General features: G+C 34.1%; 11 protein-coding genes and 2 tRNA genes. 10 read left to right on the forward strand and 3 right to left on the reverse strand.

Features of this window, described 5'->3' with window-relative positions:
• Positions 1-378: 378 nt before the first annotated feature.
• The 3 genes from DMA14_RS17280 to rseP all read right to left on the reverse strand — a co-directional run bounded on the left by DMA14_RS17280 (position 379) and on the right by rseP (position 1,992).
• Positions 379-452 (reverse strand) — tRNA-Asn (locus DMA14_RS17280).
• 39 nt (positions 453-491) lie between these two features.
• Positions 492-565 (reverse strand) — tRNA-Asn (locus tag DMA14_RS17285).
• A gap of 83 nt (positions 566-648) precedes the next feature.
• A complete protein-coding gene (rseP, locus tag DMA14_RS17290; RefSeq protein WP_111425850.1) occupies positions 649-1,992 on the reverse strand; it encodes an RIP metalloprotease RseP in 1,344 nt (447 codons plus the stop codon).
• A gap of 201 nt (positions 1,993-2,193) precedes the next feature.
• On the opposite strand from rseP, the gene DMA14_RS17295 reads away from it, so the two are divergent.
• The 10 genes from DMA14_RS17295 (at position 2,194) to DMA14_RS17340 (ending at position 17,051) form a co-directional block, all read left to right on the forward strand.
• Positions 2,194-3,264 (forward strand): NADH:flavin oxidoreductase/NADH oxidase, encoded by a 1,071-nt coding sequence (locus DMA14_RS17295; protein ID WP_111425851.1) that lies wholly within the window; start codon positions 2,194-2,196, stop codon positions 3,262-3,264.
• 188 nt (positions 3,265-3,452) lie between these two features.
• Complete coding sequence (locus tag DMA14_RS17300; RefSeq protein ID WP_111425852.1) at positions 3,453-4,496, forward strand: Gfo/Idh/MocA family oxidoreductase; 1,044 nt, start codon at positions 3,453-3,455, stop codon at positions 4,494-4,496.
• 420 nt (positions 4,497-4,916) lie between these two features.
• Positions 4,917-6,137: an MFS transporter gene (locus DMA14_RS17305; RefSeq protein ID WP_111425853.1), complete on the forward strand. Its 1,221-nt coding sequence runs from the start codon at positions 4,917-4,919 to the stop codon at positions 6,135-6,137.
• Between the two features lie 191 nt (positions 6,138-6,328).
• Positions 6,329-9,148, forward strand: a complete 2,820-nt coding sequence (locus tag DMA14_RS17310) for a carboxypeptidase-like regulatory domain-containing protein (protein WP_111425854.1) — start codon at positions 6,329-6,331, stop codon at positions 9,146-9,148.
• Positions 9,149-9,167: 19 nt separating this feature from the next.
• Positions 9,168-10,502, forward strand: a complete 1,335-nt coding sequence (locus DMA14_RS17315) for a DUF5689 domain-containing protein (RefSeq protein WP_111425855.1) — start codon at positions 9,168-9,170, stop codon at positions 10,500-10,502.
• A 92-nt stretch (positions 10,503-10,594) separates the two neighbouring features.
• Positions 10,595-11,830: a hypothetical protein gene (locus DMA14_RS17320; protein ID WP_111425856.1), complete on the forward strand. Its 1,236-nt coding sequence runs from the start codon at positions 10,595-10,597 to the stop codon at positions 11,828-11,830.
• Between the two features lie 13 nt (positions 11,831-11,843).
• A complete protein-coding gene (locus DMA14_RS17325) occupies positions 11,844-12,341 on the forward strand; it encodes a DUF4280 domain-containing protein (RefSeq protein ID WP_111425857.1) in 498 nt (165 codons plus the stop codon).
• 11 nt (positions 12,342-12,352) lie between these two features.
• On the forward strand, positions 12,353-14,974 hold the full coding sequence (locus DMA14_RS17330; protein WP_111425858.1) for a hypothetical protein: 2,622 nt from the start codon (positions 12,353-12,355) through the stop codon (positions 14,972-14,974).
• A gap of 1 nt (position 14,975) precedes the next feature.
• The gene (locus DMA14_RS17335; protein ID WP_111425859.1) at positions 14,976-15,989 is read left to right on the forward strand and encodes a hypothetical protein; all 1,014 of its coding nucleotides are present in this window, start codon (positions 14,976-14,978) and stop codon (positions 15,987-15,989) included.
• A gap of 204 nt (positions 15,990-16,193) precedes the next feature.
• On the forward strand, positions 16,194-17,051 hold the full coding sequence (locus DMA14_RS17340; RefSeq protein ID WP_111425860.1) for a hypothetical protein: 858 nt from the start codon (positions 16,194-16,196) through the stop codon (positions 17,049-17,051).
• The last annotated feature ends 138 nt before the right edge of the window (positions 17,052-17,189 follow it).

Here is a 17,189-nt window from a genome sequence, read left to right on the forward strand (position 1 = left end):
ATCCTGACGAAGGAAGGATCACACTCGCATATCGATACAGATTGGGGAAATACTTTGTGGAGTTTCTAGTGCGATCCTTCCTTCGTCATGATGACAAGATTGTGTTAAAGCGTACAGTTTGTCATCCTGAGTAACGAAGGATCACACTCGCATATCTGCACAGATTGGTAGCCTTTGCGATCTCTTTTATAGATTCCTATTATTAAGTCTTGAAAAAAAACTCTTCGCGTCCTCTGCGTTAAATCTTTGCGAACTTTGCGTAAAACCTTTGCGAACTTTGCGGTTAAATAAGCAATCCTAATATTGGAATTTGGAATTTTAAAACTTTGGAATTTGAACAAAAAAAAAGACGATCAAATTTGATCGTCTTTTTTTAAGCTCCCCCTCTTGGGCTCGAACCAAGGACCCTCTGATTAACAGTCAGATGCTCTAACCAACTGAGCTAAGGAGGAATCACCTTAAAAGGTTAATATGTTTGCTAAAAAAAGTTGCTCCCCCTCTTGGGCTCGAACCAAGGACCCTCTGATTAACAGTCAGATGCTCTAACCAACTGAGCTAAGGAGGAAAGTGTTGCTCTTTTTAGCGAGTGCAAATATAAAACTATTTTTAGTTTCTCAAAAACATTTTCACTCTTTTTTTGACTTTTTTTTACTTGCCTACAATGGCTTTGTAAATGTCGTTACCATTAGCAAATAGTAGTAGTGAAATAAGTAAAACAAAACCAACCATTTGCGCATTCTCTAGGAATTTATCGCTCGGTTTTTTGCCGCTTACAATTTCATACAATAAAAACATAACATGTCCACCATCAAGAGCCGGAATTGGTAATAAATTCATAACTCCAAGCATAATTGACAATAAAGCAGTGATTGACCAGAAAACTTCCCAGCTCCAAGAACTAGGGAAAATGTTATAAATCGCCGCAAATCCACCTACTTGTTTGTAAGCTTTAGTTTCTGGATTGAAAATCATTTTCAATTGTTTTCCGTAACCTACCAATTGATCTTTTCCTTTTTGAAGACCAACCGGAATAGATTCGAAGAAACCATATTCTTTAGTGCTTATTTTATAGTATCCTAGTTTTTCTAATGATTTCATGTCTAAACCGCCAGCAAAAACACCTAAAGTTCCTTCTTTAGAAACTTTAACCGTAAGAGGTGTTTCTTTTAAATCGCGTAAAACAACTGCAGGAATATCTTTTCCTTTATTGGCTAATAAAACAGCTTTCGCTTCATCAAAATATTTAACTTTTTGTCCGTTAAGAGAAAGAATCAAATCTTTTGCTTTTAAATTTTGGTTAGGAGATTCTTCTCCAACTTTTCCAATTGCAAAAGGTCTACGGATATCGATAAGCATTCCTTTTTCTGTTTTAGAAAGCTGATCAACAAAATCAGTTGGCATTGTAATAGTCTGTTGCTGACCATTTCTTTCAATCAAGATATGTTTTGCCATGATTACATTCATGTTCATATCACTGTCAAAATTTTCTACAGCTTTACCGTCGATAGAAATAATTTTATCACCCGTTTTAAAACCAGCTTTAAGCATAGCAGGATTTTCAATATCAACACCATCTTTTAAGTCAGCATTTGCAATATAAGTATCTCCGTAAGCAAACGCCATTCCGATATAGATAATAAAAGCCAAAATAAAGTTTACGGTAACACCACCAAGCATAATAATTAAACGTTGCCAAGCTGGTTTTGTACGAAATTCCCAAGGCTGAGGCGGAAGTGCCATTTGCTCTTTGTCCATACTTTCGTCAATCATTCCAGAAATTTTCACATAACCACCAAGCGGAAGCCATCCGATACCGTATTCTGTTTCTCCGATTTTCTTTTTGAATAGTGAATATTTAACATCAAAAAACAAGTAAAATTTTTCGACTCTAGTTTTAAACAATTTAGCAGGGATAAAATGCCCTAATTCATGAAGAATAATAAGTAAAGATAAACTCAATAAAAATTGAGAGAGTTTGATAACTATATCCATTTTTTGTTTTTAATTCGTATTTAACGCACAAAAGTAGCGTTTTCTATTTTAATATAAGTGTGCAAGATAGTGTTTAAGATTTTAAATGTTTGTTAATTAATAAACATTTCGATTTCTCGTTTTAACAAGATACTGTAACTTTACTTTTTGAACACTGCCTTACTCAATTGGTAGTATAAAATCACTAAAAGTTACAAGAATATGGCAACGAAATTATTTTCTCCACTCACCATAAAAAATATCACCATAAAAAATAGAATTGCAATCTCGCCAATGTGCCAGTATTCTGCAATTGACGGATTTGCAAACGATTGGCATCTAGTTCATTTAGGAAGCCGTGCCAGTGGTGGTGCCGGACTTATTATTCAGGAAGCAACGGCGGTTTCTCCAGAAGCTAGAATCTCTCCTTCCGATCTTGGAATTTGGAAAGATGAACATATCGAAAAACTAAAACAAATCAACACTTTTATAGTTTCTCAGAATTCGATTCCTGGAATCCAGTTAGCACATGCAGGAAGAAAAGCAAGTGTTTCGGCTCCGTGGCTTGGCAATAAAAAGTTAGATTTCGCTCAAGGCGGATGGCAGACCGTTGCACCAAGCGCGATTCCGTATCATGATAACGAACCATTTCTTCCAGAGGCATTAGACAAAAACGGAATTCAGAAAGTAATCTCCGATTTTAAAACCGCTACAAAAAGAGTAGTAGAAGCAGGATATCAGGTTGTAGAAATCCATGCGGCTCATGGTTATTTACTGCACCAGTTTTTATCGCCTTTAACAAATGTAAGAACAGATGAATATGGCGGAAGTTTTGAGAACAGAATCCGTTTTACATTAGAAGTTGTAGAAGCTGTTCAGTCAGAATGGCCTTCAGATTTGCCATTGTTTGTTAGAATTTCGGCAACAGATTGGGCAGAAAACGGATGGAACCCAGAAGAATCTGTACAGCTTTCTAAAATATTAAAAGAAAAAGGAGTAGATTTAATCGATGTTTCGTCAGGCGGATTGGTTTCGCATCAGAAAATCACATTAGGCCCAGGTTATCAGGTTCCTTTTGCAGAAAAAGTGAAAGCAGAAGCAGGAATTGCAACAGGTGCGGTCGGATTAATTACAGAAGCCAAGCAAGCCGAAGAAGTTTTAAATATGGATCAAGCCGATTTGATTTTATTCGCAAGAGAATCTTTAAGAAACCCAAATCTCCCTTTGGATTTCGCTAAAGAACTAAACGACGATATTCAATGGTCAAAACAATACGAAAGAGCAAAACTTTAAAATTTTATAGCCACAGATTATACAGATTAAAATGATTTTTTTTAATGTTTTTCGCCACGAATAGCACGAATTTGCACAAATCGTTGCGTTCAGAAACTTAAAATAATTCGCGTAGATTCGTGAAATTCGTGGCAAACAAAAAAATCCTTATTAATCACATTAATCTGTGGCAAACAAAACATAATAACATGCAGAAAATAAAAACAGCATTATTATCATACGGGATGTCGGGGAAAGTTTTTCACGCTCCGTTTTTAGATATTCACGAAGGATTTGAACTTTTGGGTTCTTGGGAAAGAAGCAAAAAATTAATTCAAGAAGATTATCCGTACGTAAAAAGTTATGCTTCGCTAGACGAATTATTAAACGATGATGTCGATTTGGTAATTGTAAATACGCCAGTGGGAACGCATTACGAATATGCTAAAAAAGTGCTTTTGGCAGGAAAGCATGCCGTTGTAGAAAAAGCTTTTACAACAACTGCAGCAGAAGCAAAAGAACTGGCAAAAATTGCCAAAGAAAAAGGCTTGAAATTGGCTGTTTTTCAGAACAGAAGATGGGATAGCGATTTTAAAACCGTAAAAAAAGTAATTGATGATGGCGTTTTGGGGGATTTGGTCGAAGCAGAATTTCATTTTGATCGATACAATCCGTTATTGAGTCCGAAAGCGCATAAAGAAACAGCCAATGATGGGGCAGGAGTTCTAAAAGATTTAGGACCACATATTATAGATCAAGCGGTTAGTTTATTTGGTTGTCCAAAAGCAGTTTTTGGAGACATTCGAGTAACCAGAGAAAACTCTGTTGTGGACGACTGGATCGATCTGACATTGTTTTATTCTAATTTTAGAGTTCGTTTAAAAGCAGGTTTTTTTGTGAGAGAAGCCAATCCAGCGTATACTTTGCACGGAAAAAAAGGTTCTTTCTTAAAGCCTCGCGGAGATGTTCAGGAAGATGATTTAAAAGTAGGTAAAAAACCAAACCTAGATTCTTGGGGAACAGAAGATGAAAGCTTGCAAGGACTTTTGCATACCGAAATAAACGGTAAAATTGTACGAGAAAAAATCCCGACGCTTCAAGGGAATTATTTTAGTTTCTTCGATGGCGTTTACGATTCTATTGCAAACGATAAAAAAGAACCTGTTACTGCAGACGAAGGGGTAAAAGTAATGCAGGTTATAGAGGCTGCGATTGCGAGTAATGCACAGCAAAAGGTAATAAGCATATCATAATACATTCCGTAGGAATGTCTCATTGGTAGAAAATAATAATATTCATCCGCATTTACGTTCCGTAGGAACGTTTGATTTGACGCATTATTTTTTAATAATCTAATGTCTCAAATGTTCCTAGGGAACGTAAAATATTGATAACGATATTTTTTTCTACCGATGAAATGTTCCTATGGAACATAGAAATAGACATGAAAAGGGTTGTTTCAATTTTTGATACAAACCCTTTTTATTTTCTATAAAAAAATGAAGCAAATTATAATTCTACTAAAGCCGAAAAATTGTAATTTTAGTAATAAGAATTCAACTCAAAACCTTTTAATTTATAAACAATAACGTTGTATATTGTGTATAACCTTAGGCCTTGTGCGCTTTGACGAGCGTTTTTAGTATTTTTGCAACATTCCAATAAAATTCAATATGCTGATAAACATTAATCCATTATCGCTTTTTCAGACCAAGGCAAAAATCAAGAAAGTATTTAGAGAAGCCAAAGCGTCGTATTTAAATCGCATTCGTTTTGCTGTTGGAATGTTTTATTTCGGAATGGGTTTGAGTTTTGCCACATGGGCCAGTAGGATTCCAGATATCAAATCTGCTTTGCATTTAACAGAAGGCGATTTGGGTTCTATACTTTTTGCACTTCCAGTTGGACAGCTAATTGTTATGCCTTTTTCAGGAAAAATGGTAACCAAATTCGGTAGCCATCGTGTTCTGATTTTCTCTTTAATAATGTATGTCTTGTGCCTTATCAATTTAGGTTTGGCAACAACATCATTACAATTATCATTAGGATTATTTTTATTTGGTGTGTTCGGAAATCTTGCCAATATTGCCGTAAACACACAAGGCGTTTATACCGAAGTTTTGTTTAAAAAAACGATCATGTCTTCTTTTCACGGTATGTGGAGTTTTGCCGGATTTACTGGCGCGCTGGTAGGTTTAGGAATGCTGGCTCTAAAATTAAGTCCGTTGCATCATTTTATAATTGTAGCTGGAATTGTTTTGTTGATGGTGGCCTTTAACTTTAAGTTTTTGGTTAGAGCCAAAGAAAAAAAGAAAGTAAAAGAAGAAGGAAAAAAACTATTTGTAAAACCAAATACAGCTTTACTTTGGCTAGGCGTTATCGGATTCTGCAGTATGGCTAGCGAAGGGGTTATGTTCGATTGGAGTGGTGTTTACTTTAAAGAGATTGTAAAAGCACCTGGACCGTTGGTGGTTTTAGGCTATACTTCTTTTATGATTATGATGGCCGGCGGAAGATTTCTTGGCGACGGATTGATCAATAAATTTGGACGTGAGCGCGTTATGCAGATTAGCGGTGTTATGATTTCGGCTGGACTTTTTACAGCTGTTTTTCTTCCTTATATAATTCCGTGTACTATAGCTTTTATGTTTGTAGGTTTGGGCGTTGCAACAATTGTTCCTACGGTTTACAGTATTGCTGGTAAAAACCCGACTGTGCCCGCGGGCGAAGCTTTAACGATTGTTTCTAGTGTAAGTTTCTTAGGTTTCTTAATGGGGCCGCCTGTAATTGGGCATATTGCGCAAAGTTTCGGACTGCAGTTTTCTTTTGCCTTTATCGGAATTTTTGGAGTTCTAATCGCCTTTATGGTTTCTAAAATTAGAACATCAGCATAACTCTATCTTTGATTAATATTTATTAAAAACAATTAATTTTGTAAGAATTTATTTGTTTTTTAAATATTTTGCCTACATTTGAATTTAAGCAATAGCTTGAGTTTTAAAATGCTCTTTTTCCAAAAACCAATTTTATCTTTTGAATTAAGGATTGTTATCCAAGAAAATTTCAAAGTTAATAATAGGTTTTAATGATAAAAAAATACGCAGTCTTCTTTATTTTTTGGTTCTTTAATTTTGCTTTTGCACAACAAGAAATAACAGTAACAGGAATTGTTATTGATGCCCGAACGCAGAATCCGCTGGAAAATGTAGTGGTCACAATACAGAATACGGCTGTGATGCAGCTTACTTCAAAATCTGGAAAATTCGAACTTCATATTTTCCCTCAAAAGGAGCAATTGCTTTTACTCAGAAGCCAAGGATACAAAGATTTTCTTTTGAAAGTAAAATTCAATGCTGGACAGAATATTAATCTCGGAATATTACAATTAGAAGATACTTATTCAGATGAGGTTCCTGCAGCATTAATTACGCTATCAGATAATGACTTTTCAGATGATAACAGTTCATCTGAAATGACATCAGGGCTTTTACAATCTTCAAAAGATGCTTTTATGCAAGCATCGGCATTCAATTGGGGACAAGCTCGATTTAGGATGCGTGGTTTAGACAGTGAAAATGCAATTACAATGCTTAACGGAATGCCAATGAATAAAATCTATGATGGCAGACCCCAATGGAGCAATTGGGGAGGTTTGAACAATGTACTTCGCAATCAGGAATTTTCAGTTGGAACAGCAACTTCCAATTATAGTTTTGGAGGTGCTTTAGGAACACAACAGATTTTTACTCGTGCTTCTTTATACAGAAAAGGCGCGTCGCTCACATTTTCTGGAAGCAATACTACTTATTTATGGCGTGGAATCGGCACTTATGCGTCAGGAATGAATGCTTCTGGCTGGGCTTATGCTGTTTCGGCAGGAAAACGCTGGGCAGACGAAGGGTATTTTGAAGGCACAAATTTCGATGCCGATTCTTTTTTTCTAAGTGTAGAAAAGAAACTAAACAGCAAACATTCTCTCAATTTTACTGGATTTTATACGCCTAATTCTCGCGGAAAGAATTCTTCTAATACTGCTGAGGTTAGCGATTTAATGGGAAAAAAATACAATTCGTATTGGGGATTTCAGAATGGTGAAAAGCGAAATGCAAGAGTGAAAAATGTAGAAGAGCCTTTGTTTATGCTCAATCATTATTTTAAAATTGATGATAAAACCAATTTGAATTCTGCAATTATGTATCAATTTGGGAAAGTTGGAAACAGCAATATCGATTACCAAAATGCAGACAGTCCTGATCCGGTTTATTATAAAAAAATGCCAAGCTATTTTAGTTCGCTTTATGCTAAAGATCAGGGAGAGTTTTCGGGCGAATTTACTCCAGATTATGAAAATGCGGAAAAAAACAAAATAGCATTTCTGAACAGCCCGCAGATCAATTGGAACGAAATGTATTTTGCTAATCAAAAAATTGAGCAGAATGGTTATGTGCCTGCGCAGAGCCATTATGTACTTTATGAAGATAGAACAGATGATCAGACTTTGGCAGTAAATTCAAATCTGAATACACAGATAACACCCAATATTTCTTTTGATGGAGGATTTACTTTTAAGAAACTAAAATCGCATAATTTTCAGTATTTATTAGATCTTCTTGGCGGAGCCTATTTTGAAGATATTGATCCGTTTTACAAAGGAAGCCTTTCTCAATCCGATTTGCAGCATCCAAATCGCCAAGTTGTAAAAGGAGGTATTTATGGATACAATTATAATTTATTGGCCAATACTTTAGATGTTTTTGCGCAGTTTAAATTCAGCTACAATAAAACAGAATTCTTCTTAGCACAATCCTATTCCATATCAGATTATCAAAGAGAAGGATTGTATCAAAACGGATTGTATCCAATAAATTCTTTAGGTAAAAGTGAGAAAGTGAATTTCGAGAATTTCGGATTCAAAGGCGGTTTTACCTATAAAATTTCGGGAAAGCAACTGCTGTTTTTTAATGCCGCACATTTTACAAGAGCGCCCTCACTGCGAAATACTTTTTCAAATTCACGTTTAAATAATACTGTTGTGGATGGAATCGAGAGTGAAAATATCACTAGTGCAGAGGCTAATTATGTATATCGTTCATCAAAACTCAAATTGCGATTAACTGCCTATTATACTATAATCAAAAATACCTCGAAAACTTCTTATTTCTATGCTGAAGGAATTTTTGATAAAGGTTCTGGTTATGATCCAACAAATGCCTTTGTCAGTCAGACTTTGACCAATTTGGACAAGAAAAATACTGGAGCAGAATTAAGTTTTGAGTATCAGATTTGGCCAACATTAAAAACAACTTTATCTGCAGCATTTGGAAATTACATCTACAGCAGCAATCCGAATGTAATGATTGTAAACGACGCAAATAGGGCAAAAGAAGGAGCGCAAACGACTTTTGATTTTGGGCGAGCCTATTTGAAGAATTACAAACAGTCTGGAACTCCACAGCAGGCTTATTCATTTGGTTTAGAATATCGTGACCCAAAATTTTGGTGGATTGGCGGGAACATCAATTATTTGGCAGAAAGTTATATTGATGTTTCGCCAATTTCGAGAACATCTCAATTTTACATTAATCCAGCCAATGGTTTTCCTTTTCCAGAGGCAACTTCCGAAAGGGGAAATGAATTGTTAAAACAAGAAAAATTTAATCCTGTTACATTATTGAATTTGAGCGGAGGCAAATCTTGGCGTATTCATAAAAAATACGTGGGACTCTTTGCTAGCGTAAATAATGTTTTGGATTTAATGTACAAAACGGGCGGTTTCGAACAGGCAAGAAATGCCAATTTTAGAGCGCTAAATCAAGATGTTTCAAGCGGAACACCATCTTTTGGGCCAAGATATTATTATGGCTATGGCCGAACTTATTTTCTGAATCTTACAATCGGTTTATAAAACTGAAAACCTATTTCTCATGAAAAAACTAATTTTAATTTTTGTATTATCCTTAATCAGCTGCAGTAAAGAAGTTGAAACTCCAGAATTAGTCTGCACTCAGCCTAATCTTTCTGTAAATAAAAGTGTAGAAAAAGTATATGAGCTTGTGAGTCCAACAGCAAAGCAATATTTGTACGATGACATTATAGAAGCTTACGTGGTTTCGAGTGATGAAGGAGGCAATTTTTTCAAAACTATTTCATTGCAGACCAAAGAAACTGAAAAAGCGCCGGCAATTGGATTTAGTGTTCCAATTGATGCTACAAATACTTACATCGATTATCGAGTGGGGAATAAAGTGTTTGTAAAACTTAAAAACCAATTTACCGATTTGTATTACGGCGGTTTAAGAATAGGGAGTTTGTATGTAAGTAATGCAGGTGATCCTACAATTGGAAGAATTTCTCAAAACGAATATAAAAATGTATTAAATGCTTCGTGTACAAATATAGATGAGAATCAATTGGTTAATTCACTTTCTATAGAAAAAGCACTTTCAGATTCTAAGCTAAATACTTTGATAGAATTAAACGATGTGGAATTTACCGAAGCAGCATTAGGACGCCATTATTTTGAAGAATCAAATAATGTTGGAGGTTCAACAAACTGGTATTTGAGAGATAAAACAGGAAATCAGATTATTTTTAGAACCAGCAGTTATGCAAAATTTGCAGATCATGTTGTGCCAGAAGGAAGCGGAAAGGTCAAAGGAATTCTGACAAAATTTGGTACAGATTATCAGTTTATGGTTCGATATGAAAGTGATATTGTGATGAATGGAAAAAGGAATACTCCGCTTTTTGCAGAAGATTTCCAGTCGGTTAAAAATAATGTCAATTTTGTACTTCCAGGTTGGAGTAATATTGTAGAAAAAGCTACAAAACTCTGGAAAAGCATGGTTTACTCTGGAAATGGCTATGCTGAATTTAACACTACAAGTACAACTGCCGCCGAGAACGTGGCTTGGCTTGTGTCACCTAAAATAAATCTATCAGGGTATAAAAATGCGGTGCTTTCTTTTAGAAGCGCGCAACACGATTTGAAGATTGATTCTCCACTAAATGCAATTGAAGTTTATGTTTCTACTAATTTTGATGGTGCAAGTGTGACTAAAGCAAAATGGACAAAATTGGAAGCAAAAGTTCCAACACTCTCAACTCCTTCCCGTGAGTTTATCAGCTCTGGCGGAATTGATCTTTCTTCTTATTCTGGGAACATAAATATTGCCTTTAAGTATATTGGTTCAGGAAAAGACAAAACATTAAATGGAGCTTTTATGGTTGATGATATTAAAATATTTGGAGAAAAATAAGAGGTATTTTGTGAAATAAATTTCACCATTTGTATTATTTTTCTTTCTTATTTAATTTAATTATTATATTTTGGCTTTCTTAAATATAAGATATGTCTTACATAAAGCCTTTTTCTTATGATGATTTTTTGACGTATAAAATCCAAGAGGACGATACGCCAGAAAGTGTAGCCGAAAAGCTAGATATTGATTTATATGCTTTAAGAAGTTATCATAATCGTTATTGTGAATCTGTTGAAGACTGTATTGGACCTGTTTTTCCAAGACACTTGAAATTTGTGATTATAAAACCTCCAATAGTTCAGCTTACAGATGAAGAAAAAGAACAACAACGCAATAAAGTCGTATTTAATGATTCACCTGGAAAACTTTCTTTAAATTATTCTCATGGTGAAAAAACATACGCTGTTCTATGTACTATTGAAAATGGTAAAGATGTTCATTCAATAAAACAGCAGATCAAAATAAGCTGGCAAGCAGAAAACGCAGGCTTTCATTTTTATTATGTCTCTCGTGATGAGGCGCTGTATGTAAACGACACTGCTGTAAATACAATGGCACAAGAGATTGCCCAAAAAGCATCTCAGGCACTATATCCATTGCTTATTGTTGTTGATGAAAACGGAAAATGGGTTTACGTTAATAATTATGATCAAATAGTTGAGCGCTGGAATGAAACCAAAAACCAGATAAGAAAATATTATAAAGGCGATCAAACCGAAAAATATTTCAAGATTTACGATAAAAATCTCGCAGATGAAGACAGTTTGTTTCTTTCTATTCAGAAAGACTGGTTTTTAAATGCTCTGTTTAATGAAATTCATGTCCAGTATCCTCAAGATTTATCACTCAAAAAACATACTAGTTTTCCACATCTTCCTAATACTAAAAGTATTCAATATTTTGTGAATCAAAAAATAGACGAACATCTAGATACTAATAACTTGATTCTTATTGACATAATCGGAAAACTAGACGATTCTAGAACAAAGACCGATTTTCAAAATGAATTAAATCATCCTGTAAAAGAATATTCGGACGAAAAAGCGGGAGGAAATTACACGGCAAAATATTATTTAAACCCAAACTCTTATATGCCAGAAGCATTTATAGTGAATGCTGATTTAGAATTGGATATTCCTCAAAAATATACTGTAACCGCAACTCATTTAGACACAGCTACAGAACTTGTCATTGCTTCAAGACAGCCTTTGTTTGTAAGCGAAACAACAATCAAAACAAAATCTGGAAACTCATTTTGGTATTTGCTTTTTACGATTTTAATATTCGTTGCATTAATCTATGCCATTTCAAAATTATACACCTAATACATTTAAATAAATGAGCGAAAAACATTTAGTAGTACAAGGAGCAACCTGCAAATGCAAGTTTAGCGAAGACAGTTCAAAAACAGATAAAATTAAAGTCAAATCACAATCCAAACATTTTGGAAACGATAAAGGCTTCAACAAACTACTTGCAACAACGAAAGAAATTGGGCAGACACTTGAAAATAACACTTTTGGCAAATGCAAAAAACAGCCCGTCGGAAACAGTTTTTTGCCCTGTCAGGCAGTAATAACGCAATGGAGTAATTTTTACGAAAAAGTAACTCTTAGCAATCAAGGCAAAATACTGCTGGAGGACAGTAAGGCAACCTGCCCAATAGGTGCGCCAGATTGCATCGAAATAGTAGATCACGGGCAAACCGCGGAGCCTGGCGAACAAAATTTTAAAAATATCAGCCCTATGGTTCATAATCTTATTAACCCTATGGTTGATGTTAGGGAAATGTATACACAAGAAGCAAAACATGAGGGAATAAAATTTAACAACTAAATATATCTAAAATGGTAAAAGGTGTTAAAAAAATAAGATGGACTGGAAAAGGCAGGGTTATAAATAATTTGTCTATTCCTAATAAAAAAGTTGTAATACATCCTGATCAAGAAGTTTCTTTTGAAATAGAATCATGGTATGACGGCACAACCGAAGAAGAGAAGAAAAGGAACATAACATGGATTTTACAAGAAGCCAAAACAAGAAAAGAAATTGCTGAAAAACTAATACCATCAAATACACCAAAACTTTTTAGCATTCCTAAAGATTTATGTGGACCTTACGAGTATTATCTGGAAGCAAGTCTTTTTGGGAAAAGAGATTTATATAACGAGACAGGACTAATTGTTCGCGGAGAATGCCCTCCGAAAGTTTTAGACAGTAAATGGTGTAGAACCAATAATGCCGAAGATGTCCGTAAAACATACTTTTTCTCTTATGGGGAGAAACTCTATCTCAATTTAAAAACCGAAGGATTAAACGGACACTTAAACCTATCTATTGATATTTTTAGACGAGTTACAGCTGGAATTAATGTTAGCATAAAAAGATATACAAGCATAGACGTAATTGACGGTCAGGTAAATCTAGAAATAAAAGATTCTTTTTCGTGGTACAACCTGATAAAGGATAAAAATGAAGTAGAAGAATTTTATATCCAGATTTTTGATCCCATAAATCGCACTTATATAACCGATTATAATAATGAGATAGCACATGCACGTTTTTTACGCGTAAAAAATAAAATTGCTTCTATGGAGGTAAGCCCGCCTACAAATCTGTCTCCGTTAAAAACTGGTGAGCCAGCCACGAATTATATGAGCCATCATTTTTGTAAATACACTTTTATAAAAATGAATGATAAAATGCTCTTTGACGAAACGAAATTAATAAAAGGGCAAAAATTAAGCAGAAACATCTATGTCCATTTACTTGCTGGCGGAGACGAAAAAAATAAAAAAGTAACAATAGAGTTAGGGGAAAAAATTCCCGGCAAATGCGACAATCATAAAGCAAAAGTATTTGACATTATAGATTTGCAAAAAGCAGGAATCCAGAATCCGCAGCGAATTTCTGCCAATTCTTTTTCGTTTGAGAATAACTTTGAATATAAATATAAAGACGATTATAGACAATTTTTTACAGAGTATATATTGCCTGTGCCAGCTGCTAAAGCTACTATCCCATTGGCAACCTGTAGCTATCAACATGTTTTAAATATAGAAATGCTGCCAGACGTGGCTTGGGCATATCATTTTCAGTATGATAAACCAGGTGGTGGCTTTTTTAAAGACATCGATATAAAAATTCAAAGTGGTTTAAAAGAAGAATTGCAGTATGCCAAAAAATATATTCAAATAGCTGTAAAACTATCTTTTAATAATCCTCCAGAATTTATAAATAAAATAATTTCGGACCTGATTATTGATTATTTAGAACATTCTGCAGATAGTTTCGGGTTTGGAGTTCACGCCTATCATTCTTTTGATGAACAGCAGAAAAAACCTGCTGTAATTATGGATTATACGGCTAAATACAAATGGATAGCCAGATCTTTAATCATTACCTGCGTAATACTTTGCGTTATTGTAGATGCCTTAATTCTATATTTAACAAAAGGAAGAGGAGCCGTTGCAACAAAAGCAGGGCGCGTTGTCGCGGCTATAGACAAATACGGAAACAAAGTAGCGATAATAGCCAAAAGAAAAGGTTTTGAATTAATAACCCCAAAAATAACCTCATTCAGAGCACAGTATTACGAAAAACAGTCTGATGGCAGAATTGCCTTTGTACAGACCGAAAAAGTCTCTGCACTGCCATTGTTTGGCTTACAATACGAAGACAAACACACCTTAGGAACCATTACTACCAGTTTAACGGGTATCTCAACCGTATTTGATTATGCAAGGAAAGCTATATCTATTTTTGGGAAGATCACTCTGTTAAAAAAAATGCAGGACAAATTAAACAAAGTACCAACAGACCCAAATAAAGTGCCAAGCGCAATTAACACAAACGATGTTAACAAAACTGTCGACTGGTTGGAAGAGGCTATAGAGAATGGTGCACAACGCATTTTTAGCGAGCTTGGACATGAACTCAATTTTAAAGTAACCATAAAAGGAGAATATCAAGCCGATTACCAAATCTTTATAAATCATCTCAAAGAAGCTATAAGCATAAAAGACCAATTGGAAAATTATGTAAACAATAGCAAAGGTATTGTAGGACGCAAAAAAGGAATAGATGCCGTGGCTTCCTGTGAGCTCAAAACCGGTTACCACATAAAAACCGAATGGATTATGCGCTATGCGCCCAATTTTATACAAGGTGTTATACCTGTAATAGACCAAGAAGCTAATGCCGAAGGACAAGCTGAAATACACGGTAGCCTTTTTTACGAACGTAAATATTTCTTCGAAAAACCACAATCTTATTATGTAGATAATGTAATTTTCTCTGGATTGGCGGGAAGTTTTTCAGGGAGTGTCAAAACAAAGAAAAATGGAAAAACTCCACGAAATAATAATATCTTCATTCCCGAAACATCCTTTGTATTAATGGAACCATATGTTGTAAAAGGAGAAAGAATATACCTATTTGAAAAAGATACAATAAAAGAACCAAAATAAAATGAAAAAATTTATTATAACATTTTCCCTTGCCATATTGTTTACAGCTTGTGGGCAAGAAAAAAAACAATCTATAAATATCAATAATATGAATACAAATTATCCTGACATAAATGCAAAAAATTTTGAGCAAAGATTATCCAATGCTGTAAAGCATTTTGAGAAAGAGCCAATGTATTACATGCGTATCAATAAAATAAATTGTTTAGTAGAAATATTAATAAATGATTATCCTGTTCATAAAGATTACGAACTCTCTAATTATGCTACTCCAATAGAAATTAACCACGCAATATTAAAAAGTGGAGAACAAAAATTAACTTATCGTCTTTATCCTATTGGAAATCTTCTTAAAGAGAATTATGGTGAGGGTGACAATGTAAGTACATTAACTAATAATACCTCCATATCAATTTCTATTATAAAAATGGACAATAATGGTAAAAAAACATTAGAAGATGAAGAAATAATAATAAAAAACAGCAGTTTAAACGATGCTAAAGGAAACTTTATTGGATCGGGTAAACCTTATTATGAATTTACTTTTCCTTTTAATGCTTCTGTTCCTTATGAAAACGTAGGATGGAGTAATGGCGAGGATTTAACCAAACTAGACCAAAAATTATTAGAACAAAAAGCTAGGGACTTTTACAATGAATACGGTAAAACATACCTTAATAAAGATGCTGATCTACAGGCAAGTTTAAATTTTGGAGAAGAAAAAAGAAACGCAATAGCGCTTTACAGGAGATCTTCTGAAATTGCTGAACTTTGGAAGGAATATAAATCCGATTTAAATGAAAAAAATATAAAAGTTCTTCCTCTAGAAAATTATAGGATGGTTTTTTTTGGCAATAACCGTATTCTCTTTTTACAATCAAAATCTCTACAATTAGAGTACAGAGGCTATGGTGCTTTATTAGTGCAAAGTGAGGATTTTAATATTATGCCTGGAATTTATCTCTACCTTCCAGAAGGAAAAAAATTAGAAGATGGTTTATATATGATAAATTAAAGGATAAAGACAAAACATTAAATGGAGCTTTTATGGTTGATGATATTAAAATATTTGGAGAAAAGTAAGCGGTATTTTGCAAAAAGGAAATTAATGTACTGAATTTTAAAGTATTATTGAAAAGTTTGTAGTTTTTGTACTTCAAAGTGTTAAAATCTAATTGAATTTTGTACTTTGGTCATCCCAAATCAATACAAATACCACATGAAAACCTACTTTATTGCCATCTTAATGATGGTGTTTCCTTTCTTGATGCACAGTCAAGACAACGTTAAACTAAAGCAGATTAACATTGTAAAAACAAATTACCAAAACTCTAAAGACGGCGAAATTGTTAACAAAACAATGGTTTTTAAAGAGGGTAAGCTCCAAACGATAACTACTTCAGATGTTGTGCAGCATTTCTATTACAACAAAAATGGATTGCTGGATATGACTGTAAAAGATAAAGTGGGAAGCGACTGGAAAGAAGTAATAAACTATACGTACGATGCTGATAACAACATCACCAAATTTGTAAAAAAATATCAGGAAGGACCTAATTATATTACAAAAGTTGTTTCGTTTGTTTATGAAGGAGCAAGAGTAAAAGTAACAACAAAAAAGAGTACCAATCATCAGAATTTAGTTGACGATATTGAATATCTTGTTGAAAACGGAATTATTGTAAGACGTACTTCTCGCGATAGAAACAAGACAATTATTGGAAAATTAGAATATGTTTATGTAAACGATAACGTGTCAAGACACAAAGGATTGGTTGGAGACAAAATCTCAAAATCATTTACTTATGATGATAAAAAATCGGTTGATCAGTTAATTGTTCAAAGTCTTTTTGGAGATAATTACAAAGTAATTGTACCAATGATTTCGTATCATGAAGAAGAATTTGAGTTTGAATCTATTTCTTATAATAACGAAATGAATTTCAGCCCGTCATCAACAGCTTTAGTTGCGGTGAGCAGAAAATACAAATACAATAAATTAAATTACCCGATTTCTTGTTCTCAAATAGAAGAAAACGGAATTGTGAAAACGGAAAAAACCTTTATTTACGAATAAAAGTTTTAAACTTAGACCATTTATTGACTAAGTGGAACCTTGTTGAGTTTATCTTGACGGGTTCCATTTTTTTTTGGAGTGTATTCTTCCAAATATAAATGTAAAAACAAAATTGTATAATTGATTGTAGCCGACAAA

Source organism: Flavobacterium sharifuzzamanii (genome assembly GCF_003254585.1).
Taxonomy (GTDB): domain Bacteria; phylum Bacteroidota; class Bacteroidia; order Flavobacteriales; family Flavobacteriaceae; genus Flavobacterium; species Flavobacterium sharifuzzamanii.